The organism is Geofilum rubicundum JCM 15548 (genome assembly GCF_000974365.1).
GTDB lineage: Bacteria > Bacteroidota > Bacteroidia > Bacteroidales > Marinilabiliaceae > Geofilum > Geofilum rubicundum.
Window position 1 is genome coordinate 52345 of sequence record NZ_BAZW01000011.1, and the last position, 14224, is coordinate 66568.

Here is a 14224-nt window from a genome sequence, read left to right on the forward strand (position 1 = left end):
CAACCTTATGATAATTAAAAGCTATGGCAGAATTGAAAACAAAGCAAAATGATGCGGACGTTCACGAGTTTATCAATGCCGCAGCTGATAGTGAGCAAAAGCGAAAGGACAGCTTTGAGTTGTTGAAGTTGATGCAGGATTTTACAGGTTATGAGCCTAAGATGTGGGGGGCCTCCATCATCGGATTTGGGAGTTACCATTATAAATCTGAAAGAAGCAGCCAGGAAGGAGATTGGCCCCTTGTGGGATTTTCTCCCAGAAAATCGGCTATTTCTTTGTATGTGTATTCTGGTTGTTCCGGCCAGGAGGATTTGCTGAAAGACTTGGGGAAATTTAAAATGGGTAAGGCTTGCATCTATGTTAAAAAATTATCTGACATTAATCAAGAGGCCTTGAGAAAACTGGTGATATCAACCATTGATTTTCTTCAATCAAAACATAGTAATCAAAATAAGTAAAATCGAATTCCGATGTTGACATATGAACGAATTTATGGTTGTAATCCTTCGGGTAGGTTAGTTTTGGGTGAATTAAATAAAACTAAAAACAGAAGAATATGAATACCATGATAAAGATTTATTTGAAGTTGTTTTTGAGGTTTGCATTGATTTTTGGACTGTTAATATTTTTATTTGATTTCCTTCTGGATGGAAAAGTGGAATACGTCCAGAAAAGTATTACAACCCTCCTTTTTGCTGCATTTATGGCATGGTTTTCTGTTCGAAGTGCCAGAAAGAGGAAACTTGAAATCGTCGGGGGAGAATTGACCGAAGCGGATTTTGTTGTTTCTAAAAGTGAGTCAGTGCCAAAGCATCATACAATTCAGGAAGTATATGAGTTGCTGAAAACGCATGACACGACCAGGAAATGGAAATTTAAATTGAGCGATTCGGGAATTGTTGGAAAAACCAAGTTGTCATGGTCCTCCTGGGGCGAGCGGATTTTTATTCGGGATTTGGATGATAAATTGGTCATTGAAAGTAAGCCGATCTTTATAACAACGATTGTGGACAATGGAAAAAACCATGAGAATGTGCAACTGATTAAGGAGGTCATAGCGCAATAAGATTTCTCCCGGAAAGAATACTTACCGGGTCATGTCATTTCGAAAATATGGAAAAATTCATGGATGATAAAGTGATGCAGGATAAGGCAGTAAGCCTTATGGATAAAGGGTTTAATTGTTCGCAATCTGTTTTGTCCGCCTATTCGGAGGTTCTGGGTTTCGATAAGGAGCTGGCACTAGGTGTGTCATGCGGATTTGGTGCTGGTATGGGGCGCTTGCAGGGAACTTGTGGAGCGGTTACCGGAGCTATATGGTTTTGGGTATTTATTGCAGCCAAAAGTATTCGGATAACGGGACGCGAAAGGCCCATTCATACTTGATGATTCAGGCGTTTAATAAGGAATTCATCAAAAAACATAAAAGTACAGATTGTCGTAAGTTGTTGAATTGCGATTTGACAGCAGAAGAGGGGCAACAATATTTTCAGGATAACCAGCTGGTGGATTCTGTTTGCAAGCACTGCATCCGGGATTCCGTTCAATTCATCAATAAACAAATTGGAACCTGAAATAATGGATGGTCATAAATGAATATGGCCAATGTTTAATTATGGATGGCTTCCTCTCAATAGCGATTTAATTGGCTGAGCAACTCATAATAGGTGTATTCGGTTTCTAGAAATTGCATCCAGGTTTCCTGGATAAAACGGACATCTGTCAGATATTCCGAGAAGCTTATCTGACCGGCTTTCAGCAATTCTAAATGGCTTTGTGAAACTTGTTCTTCTTCCATTACTGCCTTCATTTGCTGGAAATTGTTTTGGAGTGTGGCGGCTTGATGAAATAAATTGGAGGCCCTCCTTTCCAGCTCACCTTCTTGTTGGGTCAATCTCGCTGCTGCCCAGTCAATTTGCAAGCGGGCCTGTTTGACCTTGTTGGTGTTTTGCCACAGGGGAATGCTGATGCCTACGTGAAATCCTTTCAGGTTTTGGTCCATAAAGGATTCCGATCTGTAGCCGGCCGCGAAAGTGGGCAGCCTGTTCATTTTTTGATGGCTTACTTCTTTTTCTGATTGCTTGAGGCCTAATTGGGCCATGGTTAAATCGGGGTGGCTGTCAGCCAGGTTTATCAGGAGGGAATCCAGATCCGGCAGCTTCCATTCCAGGGGGTATTCATATATAAGATGGTCGATGGAATGACCGCCGTTGAGTTGACGGAGATATTGTCTTTGCACTTTTATTTCGGATTGCGTCTTTTGCCATTCCGTTTGGACCCCGATGTTGTAGATTCTGGCCTTGTCGAAGGCTGGCTTGGATATTTCACCCCTTTCAAAACCTTCTTGCATGATGGCCACCAATTGTTCCCCATCTTTTTTTCTTGTTTTTAGCAGCGCTTCTTGTTTGTTGAGCCATACCAGGTGGAAGTAAACCGACCGGGCATTGTGCAGAATTTCTCTTTTTTCTTTCTCGGCCAATGCCTCCTTTTGCTGGTAATTTAATTCTTGAATGGCTGATTTAGAGGTATAGTATCCCGGCCATTTGAAGGATTGGGTAATTTCCAGTTCCTTTTGGTTTCCTGGCAGGTCGGGTCCGGACCAAAGGTGGTTGTAGGTGACCTCGGGATTTTCGGGGTAGGTACCAGTTTTGGCTTTGGTCTTTTCTGCATTTAACCATTTTTGAAGGGTGATTAATTGCGTGTTGTTTTGTTCAATGCTTTGCATCAGGTGGCTGAACGACTGTCCAAACCCCGGAAGTGAAAAGCATAGCAATAGGAGGATATTAATGGCTCGTTTCATCTTTTTTTGTTTTAACCAGGTAATAAACGGCAGGAACGATAAAAGCATTCAGTAAAGTGGCGCTAAATAAGCCCCCCAGGATGACTACGGCCATGGGACTTTGAATTTCATTGCCGGGCCGGTCACCCGCTATGGCCAGCGGAATGAGTGCCAGGGCAGCTGTTAAGGCGGTCATTAAAATGGGGTTGAGCCGGTCAAGTGCACCATGTAAAATGGCTTTTCTAAGGGGCTCACCTTCCTCCAACAGGGCGTTGAAGCGCGATACCAGCAGAATGCCGTTGCGGGTGGCAATGCCAAACAAGGTGATGAAGCCTATTATGGCCGGTATGCTCAACATGCCTGAGGTGATCCAAATGCTAAACACACCACCAATTAAGGCCAATGGCAGGTTGAGCAGGATGACTGCCGAAACGGTGACATTTCGAAATTCCATGTACAGCAGCAGGAAGATGATTAAAATGGCGATCATGGAGGTGTAAAACAACAGTCCGGCCGCCTTTTCCTCACTTTCAAACTGTCCGCCATACTCAATGTAGTAATTTTCAGGCAGTTGGATGTTTTGCTCAATGGCGTTCTGAACATCCGTGACGACCCCCCGTAAATCGCGGCCGGATACGTTGGCGGAGACCACCACTTTGCGCTGCACATTTTCCCTGCCGATGGTGTTGGGGCCCGATGCCGAAAGGATCTCTGCTACTTCTTTCAGGGCTATTTTTTTTCCATCGTGGGTGTCAATCAGGGTGTTCTTGATGGATTCTATGGATTGACGGTAACGGTCGTTGTACCGCAAAATCAAATCGAAACGCCTGTCGCCTTCGTAGACTTCCGATACTTTTTCTCCGGCAAAGGCTACATCAATGAATTCGGCCAATTCGTTGACCGGTATGCCGTATTGCAATAGCATTTCCCGTTTGGGCTTTATCTGTAATTGCGGAATTTCTACCTGCTGTTCTACATTGACATCTACCAGACCATCAATATTGGTTATGACGGATTTGATCTGGTTGGACAAGGAAAACATTTGATGCAGATCGGTTCCAAATACCTTGATGGCGATATTGGCCCGGGTGCCCGAAAGCATGTGGTCGATGCGGTGAGACAAGGGCTGACCGATGGTGATGTTGATGCCCCGGATGGTTGCCAGACGACTGCGTAATTCTTCCAAAAAGGCCTCTTTTGACCGGCCGTTTAATGTGAAAGGAATATCAATTTCAGATGAGAACACGCCCTGGGCGTGTTCGTCCAGTTCGGCCCGTCCTGTTCTCCGGACAACCGTATTAATCTCCTCCATTTCGAGCATTTCCTTCTCTAACAGGAGGTTCATTTTGTTGCTTTCGTCTAAGGAGATGCCTGGCAGACTAACAGTACTCAGGGTGAGCATGCCTTCGTTAAACTCAGGCAAGAAGCTTCGTCCCAAAGAGAAAAAGACAAATATGGCGGCCATAAAGAGCACGCCAGCTGCGGCCAACATGCTCTTTTTGAGCTTGAAGGAACGCTCCAGTGCCTTTCCATATTGTTTGTTGAGCCATCGTACCCAGCGACTTCCGGTTTTGTGACCGGCCAGTTGTTTTTCGCTGGTCAGCATGTAGCTGCAAAGCACCGGTGTCAGTGTAAGGGCCACTATCAGGGAGGCAAAAAGGGACACGATAAAGGAGATGCCCAGGGGTTTTAACATTTTACCTTCCATGCCTGATAGAAAGAACAGGGGGATAAAAGCCACGATAATGATCAGGGTCGCATTTAGAATGGAGGCCCGGATTTCTTTGGAGGCATTGAAGATGACCGAGAGTTTGGCTTCCTGCTCCTGTTTGGGTAGGCGGGCATTTTCTTTGAGCCGTTTGAGCACATTGTCCACATCAATGATGGCATCATCCACAAGGGAACCGATGGCGATGGCCATACCACCCAGCGACATGGTATTGATGGTTAAGCCCAGCCATTTAAGGGTAAGCACCGAAACCAGAAGGGATAAGGGGATGGCAATGAGGGAGATGATGGTTGTTCTGAAATTCAACAGGAAGAGGAAGAGGATGATGGCGACAAACAACCCGCCTTCCAGCAGCGCGCGGATGACGTTATCTACGGCCCGGGTTATAAAATCAGCCTGTCGGAAAACGTCGCTTCTGATTTTTACGTGGGCAGGCAGATTTTCCTGTAAACTGGCAATGGCCGCGTCAATTTTTTCGGTTAAAACAAGCGTGTTGGTGTTGGGCTGTTTTAGAATCGTCATAACCACTGCGGGCTGACTATTCAAATAACCAGCCCCAATTTTAGGTGAGGTGCCTGTCTTTATAAGGGCTACATCATTGATGGATATGGGCTGACCATTATGAACTTTAATTACCGAACGCCCTATGTCCCCGAGATGATTGGTGCGAATGATGCCACGAATAACGTACTCATTGCCAAAATCGTTGAGGAAGCTGCCAGTGGCATTTTCATTCAGGTGTTCGCAAGCCTTCAACAGCTCCTGAAAGCTGACTCCGAAATGGTCCATTTTTTCAGGGTCGGCCTCTATGATATATTGCTTGTGATCACCGCCCATTACTACTACCTGAGACACACCACCTATGGAGAGCAGGCGGTTACGTATTTGCCAGTCGGCAATGGTTCTCAAGTCCATCGGCGAGATGGAATCGGACGAAACGGTCAGGACCATAATTTCTCCAATGATGGAGGATTGGGGAGCCAGCACCGGATTGCTGGCATTTTCCGGCAGTTGTTCTGCTACCGTTGCCATTTTCTCACTGACGATCTGGCGGGCCTTGAAAATATCCGTATCCCACTCAAAATCGACCCATACAATGGAAATGCCGGTGGCTGAGGAGGAGCGTACCCGGCGGACATCTGCTGCGCCGTTGACGGCTGTTTCAATGGGAAAGGTGACCAGTCGCTCAACTTCTTCGGTGGCCATGCCATGGGCCTCGGTTATAACAACCACCGATGGGGCCGTCAGGTCCGGAAATACGTCCACTTCCATTTGGGTGGCGACATAGCCTCCCCCCAATAAAAGGACCAAGGCCAGAAACAACACCAGAAGCCTGTTTTTTAATGAAAAGTCAATAATTTGGTTCAGCATGGTTTCCTATTTAATGGGTGTGACCATGTATGGGTAAATCGCCCGACATGGCTGCCAGTTTTATCTGATAGGCACCTTGGGTGACGATGCGTTCACCAACCGCAAGGCCTGAAGTGATTTCTACCTGAATCCCGTCGTTGTTGGCCAATTGAACGGGCCGCTTGACAAAGGATTCGCCGCCGGTTTGCACAAAAACAAAATATTGTCCCTGCTCTTCAATGATGGCCGACAAAGGGACGACCAAGGCCTGGTCCTTCTTGCCTGTTTTCAGAAAGGCTTCCAGGTACATGCCGTTCATGAGTCGGCCGTTGTTCTGAACCGCAAATGTTATGGGTATGCGGCTGTGGTTTTCGCTGACAAAGGGGGTTTGGGCGATTAATTGTCCCCGGACAGCTTCAAGTGTTAAAGCCTCCTTGTCATCGGGCAGGGAGAAGGTGGCATCGAATATTTCGCTGACTTTCTGAAAATCAGACGCATTTACATAGGCTTCGTTGCGTAGGTCCTGATTGCTGCCGATGTCCATGAGGACAGAACTTTTATCCACAAATTGTCCGTTGCGCACAGCGATATGACTAACGAATCCGTCGATGGGGGAGGTGATTTTCAGGCCATTCCCGGAGACTTGATTGGCCAATTGATAATACCGCAATGAATCCTGCTGGTATTGTGTTTCGATGGCCAGAAAATCTTTTTCTGATATCACTTGCTTTTCAACCAACTGTTTGGTGCGGAGATAATCGGTTTTGCTTTTGTTGAAGGCTATTTGGGCTTGTGTAAGTCGTGCATCCAGACTGTTTTCGATACCGGTGCTGGCGACTACGGCCACCAGGTCGCCTTTCTGGAGTTTTTGTCCAGGCACAACCATCAGCTTCACCTGTCCCTCCGTTTGAGCATTCAAGGTCAAGGAGGATAACGCCTGTCCCTTAACTTTTGCCGAGGTGTGAATAACCGAATAGAAGGGTTGAAGCTTTATTTCCTGTGTGGCAAAATCCGTCTTCCAGGCCTGCTCTTTTAAAAAAGAAATGGCATCGGCATCGTGCTCATCCTCTGTTGCGTGGGACGCTTCATTCGCATGGCCGTAAACCGGTATGTCAGGTATTTCAAAGGAGGCCTTTCCGGAGGGGCTTTCAAGTTCAAATTTTAGCTGGTAGTTGCCTGCTTCTTTAGGTTGCAGAGCGGGTCGGAAGATTCCTTGGGAAGCGGGGCTTTCAACCCGGTGCCGAAGACCTTTGCCATCTTTTACAATGCTAACTGTTAGCTGGCCTTTGGTCACCGGTTGGTAGTCGTCCAGTTGCGTCAAGTGGGCGGCAAAAATGCTTGTCTGCCCTACCGTTAAGGCCGGGAATTCTACAAAAAGTTCGTATGCGTCTGAAAAGAGGGTAAAGCTTTGAGTTTCCGGCACTGGGTTATCATGTGCCTCGTGATCTTCTGTTTCAAGCCCCCCATTGCCATCATGTTCGTGTCCCCCGGTAGGGTGGTTGCAGGACAGGAAGAGGCTGGTCACGGCGATGGTTGAAAAAAATAAGCGTGCTTTCATGGCTTTTAGTTTTGGTAAGATTCCGGAGCCTGAAGCTCCGGAATCCTGATCTTAATGGACATGACCATCTTCGTGGTCATGGTCGTGATGTTCTGCTGGTGTTGAAGTGTTTGTGCTGTCGCCAACGACAAACTCTTCCTGTTCAACCTGTTCATGGTCGTGCTCATGGTCATGGTTTTCAGTGCCATGGTCATGTCCGTGGTCGTCGCTGTTGTCCGTTCTTAAACCACAGGAAGCAGCCATGAATGTCAGGTAAGCAGAGAGCATCAACAAATACATGAATCGCTTCATAATTGATTGAATTTAGTATTCACCCAAAGGTGAATGGAATTAAAAATAGAGTGATCGTTTTCCTGGAAATCAGGCCATAGAAGGAGGAGCCCGTAAGCCGATGGCTCCGGGTTTAAAGATGCTGGTTATCAGGAAGGGCTTGTCGCTAAAGCGGATCAGGTCCATTTCCGGAGGAGGAGAAATCCTGACGTTGCTACTTCTAGAAAGAACGGCAACTGTTGAAAAGGGCACTTGAACATCCTTGTTGAAATTGATGCGGAAATAGTCAAAGTCTCCATCTGCTGAGAGATGCTGATGGAAGGGGAAGTTGCTCGCATCTGCATCCTCTGAATCATGGTGGTGGTTTCCTTCGCCATGATGTAAGTGATCGAAATCAGAGGAAGAATGATGGTGACCAGGATGGGTGGAACGAAGCGAAAGAACAGAATTATCCAGATCATGATGATGATGGGGAATCATCTCGTGACTTAAAGCGGCCAAAAAGGCCAGCAGGAGTAATATGGAATAGATTCTTAACTTCACTTTTACAAAGATAAGGTTTTTAGAATGATTTCAAATAACAGAAATTCAGATCGTTTTTATTAAAGAAATAATCGTGATTCTTTTTGCGTGATTTAATCTTTTTCCCATTTTGGTTATAGGTTATGGTTAATCGAATTTCTCTCTTTTTGTTTCTAGCTTATTTTGTCGGATGACCAAAGAGGCCTAAATATTATATGGCTGGTGCTGGCTTACAGATCCTTTACACACCTGAATCCGAGATGCATCATTCCTGAATCCGGAGAAGATTTCATACGGGCGGAGGCCCGGTATCCTGCACAGTAGGAATCGTTGCATAAAAAGGAACCGCCCCTGATTGTTTTTTGGGGCATGTTGGGCGATAAGGGATCATAGGATTGCTCAGGACCTTTGGGGTTTTTGTTGACCGGGTTGTTTTTGAGAGAGGCATAATATTGGGCGTGGTACCAATCTGCCGTCCACTGCCATACGTTTCCGGCCATGTCATACAAGCCAAAAGCGTTGGGCGCAAACGACGCGACAGGTGCTCCGTATTCATAGCCATCACTGGCCTTGTTGGAGTAGGGGAATTCGCCCTGCCAGTAGTTGGCTCTTTCGGGCGAAACTGGCTCATTGCCCCAGGGGTAAATGTATTCATCATGACCACCTCTGGCTGCATATTCCCATTCGGCTTCTGTGGGCAGGCGTTTGCCTGCCCATTGGGCATACGCCTGTGCATCAAACCAGGAAACATGAACCACGGGGAAGTTTTCTTTTCCCTCGATGGAAGAACCCGGCCCCTGAGGTTGTCGCCAGTTGGCTCCCGCCATCCATTTCCACCACGAGTGGTGGTTGTTTAATGAGACTTCTTTTTGAGGCGCAGAGAACACCAATGAAGCTGGAATGAGCAAAGAATCCGCAGGCTTGGGCGTGCCGGGTGGCAATTGTTGCTTTATTTCTTCCCAATCCGGCGCCACCTCAGCTGTTGTTACATAACCTGTTGCTTCCACAAAGGCTGCAAACTGTTGGTTGGTAACGGGATGTGCATCCATTAAAAAGCTGTCTACCTGAACAGAAGCATTCGGAAATTCGTCCGCTCTGGCAAATTCCTTTTCCCGGGCACCCATGGTGAAGGTGCCACCCGGAATGACCACCATACCTTCTGTTGATGTTGTTTCCTGTCCGGGAGGAGCATTTTCGGCCGACAAGTCAAATCTTGCGTGGGCCTGCGGCATGCAGCAGGATTTGGTGGCTGCTTCATCCTGTTGTTGTTTTGAAGGGTTTGTCTGACAGCCTGCAGTTATTGCGAGAAGCGCCGTTAGCGCTAAAACTATTTTCATTTCCAGGTCCGTTTAAAAATTTTTTGGCATCGCATCCTGGTGAGATGGATACTTTTTAAACAGCCGCTGGTAATTATTGTTTAAGGCAGCGGCTCCATTTAGGCGTGAACAATTCTTTGCAGAGCCGGCAAAATAATCAAGTGATTATTTTGTTCCATTAATTAGTGTTTATAATACAAGTGCGGATTATCAATTCTAAAAAAATTAATTCGCCACTTTTAATTGCTCCACCACTTGCCTCACCTGCTCGGCATCGGGATAGTCTTTCAATATCTCCATGGCATAGCTCAAGGCCTTTTCTCCTTGATTGTTATCCAGGTAGAAGCGCAACAGAGCCGAACGACTGTTCAGGTTGTCGATCACTTCTATCTCGTTTTTCAAATATTGTTCAGCTTTTCCTTTGTCTTTCATGAAATCATACATCATGGCGATGTTGTGATTGACGCGCGGGCGTTCCGGAGCCATTTCTTCCCTGTCACAAACAGCAGCACCATCAGCAGCGCGGCAATACCGCCCAGACCAAAGGTGCGGTTGAATTTGATGGCCCGGGTATCTATTCTTTGGGGGTGCAGGTGCAGAAGGAGTCTGGTGATTGCTTTATGTGTGGCCGGCTCTTTCATCGATGTTGACGTTTTGTGGGTGAATGCAGGCCCTTGAGATGAATTATGAAGGGCAAATATAATAAACTCAATGGAATGTTTTACATTCTTGAAACGCTGTTAAGTTGTTCTGGCAAAAAGATCCGATAGGCTAAGTGATGCCATAAATTTGGCTTCTATTATACTGAAGCAAGGGGGACCTCCAAGGAAAAATCAATAATTGGGATGGTGTCGGTACCTGTCCAATAGCTTTTATTTTCTAGTCAATTTCATAGAAGAACTCCGGATGTTTAATTGGCCGCTTAGGGTAATTTCGTGCGCATCCTGAAAACCACGTATTCTGTTTTTTGTGAGCGAAAGATTGGCTGGGCCAGTCAACTGAAATATTTTCTTATAGTTTTGGTATTTAAGGTGCTCTGTTGCAGAATGAGTTTTATAAACTAAAATGAAGCATTACATTTACCAAATAAAATAAATAACAATGAAACGAGCATGACAAGATTTGTCACTAAAGAACATGTATAAACTTCAATCATGCAAGTTCCATCAGACCAATAACTTAGACTAATTTTATACTGATGAAAAATGTAATTCTGGTTTCATTTCTGGTTCTGATTGGAATCCATTCATTGGCCCAACAGACCGACATTAAATTCCTGTCGGGTACGGATGCTGCAAATACGGTCGAGTGGGATTTTTATTGCACCGATGGCAGGAACAGTGGAAAATGGAGCAAAATACCGGTCCCATCCAACTGGGAATTGCAGGGCTTTGGAACCTACAATTATGGGCACGATGAAGAACGCGGCAAAGAACACGGATTATACAAATACGAATTTGAAGTTCCACAAGACTGGAAAGGAAAAACAGTAAATGTTGTCTTTGATGGCTCCATGACCGATACCCGGGTGAAAATAAATGGTAAATCGGCCGGAGAAATGCACCAGGGCGCATTTTACCGCTTTAAATATGACATCTCAAAACTACTGAAATACGGAAATACAAACCTTCTGGAAGTTGATGTAGCCAAACACTCTTCCAATGAATCGGTTAATCGGGCCGAGCGCCTGGCCGACTTCTGGATTTTTGGCGGAATTTTTCGTCCGGTTTATTTAGAAGCTATGCCGGCTGTGCACATGAAGCGCATTGCCATTGATGCAAAAGCCGATGGTTCTTTTCGCTCATTCATCGAATTAAATCAATCAAAAGCGGATTATTCAGTTACCGTTGATTTATTTGATTTGAAAGGAAATAACATTGGGATCAGTGTGAGCAAAAGCGTTTCGAAAGGCGAAACCGAAACCTGGGTGGAAGGTCAGTTCGACGGAATAAAATCGTGGAATCCGGAGTGGCCTGCCTTATACGATATAAAAATCAGCCTAAACAGGAATGGCCAAGTGATTCATGAACTCACTGAACGAATCGGATTTCGTACAGTTGAGTTACGTGAGCACGATGGTTTTTATATCAACGGTGAAAAAGTCGTCTTTAAGGGTGTTAACCGCCACTCTTTCTGGCCGGAAACAGGCAGGGCTTTAAGCGAAGAAAATCATTTACAGGATATTCGTTTGATGAAGGAGATGAACATGAATGCCGTGCGTAGCTCGCACTATGTTCCTGATAAAAGATTTCTGGAATTGTGTGACTCCCTTGGTCTCTTTGTTTTAAACGAAGTTACGGGCTGGCAGGATGGCTACGATACCATTGTTGGACCAAAGCTTGTAAAAGAAACTGTTTTAAAAGATGAAAACCACCCAAGTGTCGTCATCTGGAATCACGGAAATGAAGGTGGCTGGAATTTTGCCAATGAAAAAGGCTTTCATCAATACGATATTCAAAAACGGCCCGTACTCTATCCATGGCTGCTGAAAAATGGTGCAGATACTTTTCATTACCCTGAGTTCAATCAAGGCATTGGCCGAAATGTTTTTGGTAACGATCCTTTTATGCCGACTGAATTGCTGCATGGTTTGTACGATGGTGGACATGGTGCGGGACTAGAAGCATTTTGGAGAAGCTACGAAGCTTCCCCACTTTTAGCAGGTGGATTTTTGTGGGTATTGTGTGACGAAGCCGTTTTGCGTACCGACAAGGAAGGAACTGTTTATGATTCAGATGGAAATCATGCACCTGATGGAATATTGGGGCCGCATCGTGAGAAAGAAGGCAGTTTTTACACGATTAAAGAAATTTGGTCGCCGGTACAGGTTGAACCGGTGACCATCAATAAACAATGGAATGGCAGACTGTTTTTGAAAAATAAATTCATATATACCCATTTAAATGATTGCGCATTTAGCTGGAGAGCCTATAAAACCGAAGTGGGGACTACCAAAAAACGGCTTACCGGCTCAGGCGTTGTGACCAATGCCGATGCTGAACCTGGTGAAACAGTCAGAGTGACTGTAGATTATGGCGATGCCTTGCAGGAAGCGGATATTTTTGAATTCACAGCTTTAAATCATGAAGGAAGTGAACTCTATACCTGGAGCTGGCCGGTTGTCCAGCCAAAGGAAATTGCCCAAAGAAGTATCATCGGTGACAACACGGGCCAGGTTTCAGTAGAGGAAACCGATACAAACGTTAGGGCTACCGCAAACGGAATTGAAGTGGTTTTCAATAAAAAAGACGGCACCATTCAATCGGTGAAAAATGCCAATGGTTTGGTTTCGTTAAACGGGGGACCAGTTCCGGTTGGTGTTGAAACCGAAGTGGTTGAAACAAATTGGGAAAACAGTTTAGATGGTCATTTTCAATTTGTAATTAATTATTCGAAATATCCCGGACAAGCCGTATGGAAATTACATGAAAACGGACTGCTCGAACTCGAAGTTCAACACATTTCATATATGATTGGTAAATATGGCGGAATACGAAACATTGATTATATAGGCATTTCATTCAATTACCCCGAGGAAAAAGTAGAAGGAATCACCTGGATGGGACAGGGCCCCTACCGTGTTTGGAAAAACCGTACAAAAGGGCATAATCTTGGTGTTTGGCAAAAGGCTATAACAACACCCTGACAGGCGAAAGTTTTAACAACTTAGTTTACCCCGAATTTAAAGGGTATCACGGAAAATTGTATTGGGCTAAACTGGAAACAACGGAATCGGATTTTACGGTAATTTCTGAAACACCCAACCTGTATTTCCAACTGTTTACTCCGGGAACACCGCAAGACGCCAGGCCCGGAACATCACCGGCATTCCCTGATGCTGACTTGTCGTTTTTATATGAAATTCCGGCCATTGGCACCAAGTTTAAAGATGCGAGTGAACTGGGCCCCAAAAGTCATAAAGGTTTATACAGAGGTCATCCGGGCGATGAGGGATATCCCATCAAATTGTGGTTTGATTTCCGGTAGCCATTTTGTTTTTCAGTATTTATAAAACAAATTCAAACAAAATGAGCAAAGTTTTATCTGATTTAAATATTGCCTTGGGTGATCGGGGCTCTTAATCTTCATAAGAGGAAAAATGTTTTTCTGCCTTCTTTCAGGGGTGTTTTCTCAACCAGGCGATGCTAAAGGCTTGTCTACCGTGACGGACTAGGCCTGCGCCAGGGAAAATGGAAATACATTGTAGCGGGTGAGCGCTCTGGTTTTGGCTACAATCGTCACAATATGGGCGAAGGACATAGCCTTCAGATTGAAAAACTGGATGCCACGGAATATTTGTTTGATTTGGAAGTTGACCCTAAAGAAACCGTTAACCTGTCCGAATTGATGAAATCGGCCCGCACGGAATCGGAAGTATTATTTTGTTTATTGTAAATAAAATAATGTCACTTTTGTTTATTAAAGCCTTCTTCCCTGAATGATTCTAAGCAATACGGCTATGACAGCAATCACTAAAAGAATGTGGATGATTCCTCCGGCCTGGAATCCTAAAAATCCAACCAGCCAAAGAATGATTAGCACCACTGCGACTATGTATAACAAATTTCCCATGATTTTTTAAATTTAAGGTGGATATTAACTATACGACAAAGATGCGGCTTCTGAAAACAATAATTGTTACATAACTATTATTACAATTTATATAATTCACTTATTTTTCTGTCTAAAGTTTAATAGAT

At 45.0% G+C, this 14224-nt stretch carries 14 protein-coding genes and 1 pseudogene; 6 read left to right on the forward strand and 9 right to left on the reverse strand.

Annotated features, from left to right (window positions below; translation table 11 throughout):
* Positions 1-23: 23 nt before the first annotated feature.
* From JCM15548_RS07840 to JCM15548_RS26225, 3 genes and pseudogenes are all read left to right on the forward strand, one after another.
* A complete protein-coding gene (locus JCM15548_RS07840) occupies positions 24-458 on the forward strand; it encodes a DUF1801 domain-containing protein (RefSeq protein WP_062124090.1) in 435 nt (144 codons plus the stop codon).
* A 98-nt stretch (positions 459-556) separates the two neighbouring features.
* Positions 557-1066 (forward strand): hypothetical protein, encoded by a 510-nt coding sequence (locus tag JCM15548_RS07845; RefSeq protein ID WP_062124092.1) that lies wholly within the window; start codon positions 557-559, stop codon positions 1064-1066.
* Between the two features lie 98 nt (positions 1067-1164).
* Positions 1165-1574, forward strand: a pseudogene (locus JCM15548_RS26225) (C-GCAxxG-C-C family protein).
* A 56-nt stretch (positions 1575-1630) separates the two neighbouring features.
* On the opposite strand, the gene JCM15548_RS07860 reads toward JCM15548_RS26225, so the two are convergent.
* From JCM15548_RS07860 to JCM15548_RS07895, 8 genes are all read right to left on the reverse strand, one after another.
* Positions 1631-2800, reverse strand: a complete 1170-nt coding sequence (locus tag JCM15548_RS07860; protein WP_062124098.1) for a TolC family protein — start codon at positions 2798-2800, stop codon at positions 1631-1633.
* Positions 2784-5879: an efflux RND transporter permease subunit gene (locus JCM15548_RS07865; RefSeq protein ID WP_062124099.1), complete on the reverse strand. Its 3096-nt coding sequence runs from the start codon at positions 5877-5879 to the stop codon at positions 2784-2786. The genes JCM15548_RS07860 and JCM15548_RS07865 overlap by 17 nt, the downstream gene beginning before the upstream one ends.
* Before the next feature lie 10 nt (positions 5880-5889).
* Positions 5890-7416 carry an efflux RND transporter periplasmic adaptor subunit gene (locus JCM15548_RS07870; protein WP_062124101.1) on the reverse strand — a complete coding sequence of 509 codons (1527 nt, stop codon included), beginning with the start codon at positions 7414-7416 and terminating at the stop codon, positions 5890-5892.
* Positions 7417-7467: 51 nt separating this feature from the next.
* Positions 7468-7707: a hypothetical protein gene (locus JCM15548_RS07875; protein WP_062124103.1), complete on the reverse strand. Its 240-nt coding sequence runs from the start codon at positions 7705-7707 to the stop codon at positions 7468-7470.
* 69 nt (positions 7708-7776) lie between these two features.
* Positions 7777-8229: a hypothetical protein gene (locus JCM15548_RS07880; protein ID WP_062124106.1), complete on the reverse strand. Its 453-nt coding sequence runs from the start codon at positions 8227-8229 to the stop codon at positions 7777-7779.
* A 209-nt stretch (positions 8230-8438) separates the two neighbouring features.
* The gene (locus JCM15548_RS07885; RefSeq protein WP_062124108.1) at positions 8439-9545 is read right to left on the reverse strand and encodes a formylglycine-generating enzyme family protein; all 1107 of its coding nucleotides are present in this window, start codon (positions 9543-9545) and stop codon (positions 8439-8441) included.
* Between the two features lie 204 nt (positions 9546-9749).
* Positions 9750-10010 (reverse strand): tetratricopeptide repeat protein, encoded by a 261-nt coding sequence (locus JCM15548_RS07890; RefSeq protein WP_162198195.1) that lies wholly within the window; start codon positions 10008-10010, stop codon positions 9750-9752.
* Positions 9968-10165, reverse strand: a complete 198-nt coding sequence (locus JCM15548_RS07895; RefSeq protein WP_062124112.1) for a hypothetical protein — start codon at positions 10163-10165, stop codon at positions 9968-9970. The genes JCM15548_RS07890 and JCM15548_RS07895 overlap by 43 nt, the downstream gene beginning before the upstream one ends.
* Before the next feature lie 557 nt (positions 10166-10722).
* Here JCM15548_RS07895 and JCM15548_RS07900 point away from each other — a divergent pair.
* From JCM15548_RS07900 to JCM15548_RS21560, 3 genes are all read left to right on the forward strand, one after another.
* Positions 10723-13170, forward strand: a complete 2448-nt coding sequence (locus JCM15548_RS07900) for a glycoside hydrolase family 2 protein (protein WP_062124114.1) — start codon at positions 10723-10725, stop codon at positions 13168-13170.
* Entirely contained in the window at positions 13143-13511 is a 369-nt protein-coding gene (locus JCM15548_RS07905; RefSeq protein WP_062124116.1) for a hypothetical protein, read from the forward strand. Before JCM15548_RS07900 ends, JCM15548_RS07905 begins: the two co-directional genes overlap by 28 nt.
* Before the next feature lie 258 nt (positions 13512-13769).
* Complete coding sequence (locus JCM15548_RS21560) at positions 13770-13919, forward strand: hypothetical protein (RefSeq protein ID WP_157482523.1); 150 nt, start codon at positions 13770-13772, stop codon at positions 13917-13919.
* Between the two features lie 24 nt (positions 13920-13943).
* Here the strand turns inward: JCM15548_RS21560 and JCM15548_RS21565 are convergent, their stop codons facing one another.
* Positions 13944-14096, reverse strand: coding sequence for a lmo0937 family membrane protein (locus JCM15548_RS21565; protein WP_157482525.1), 153 nt, complete (start codon positions 14094-14096; stop codon positions 13944-13946).
* Between the last annotated feature and the right edge of the window lie 128 nt (positions 14097-14224).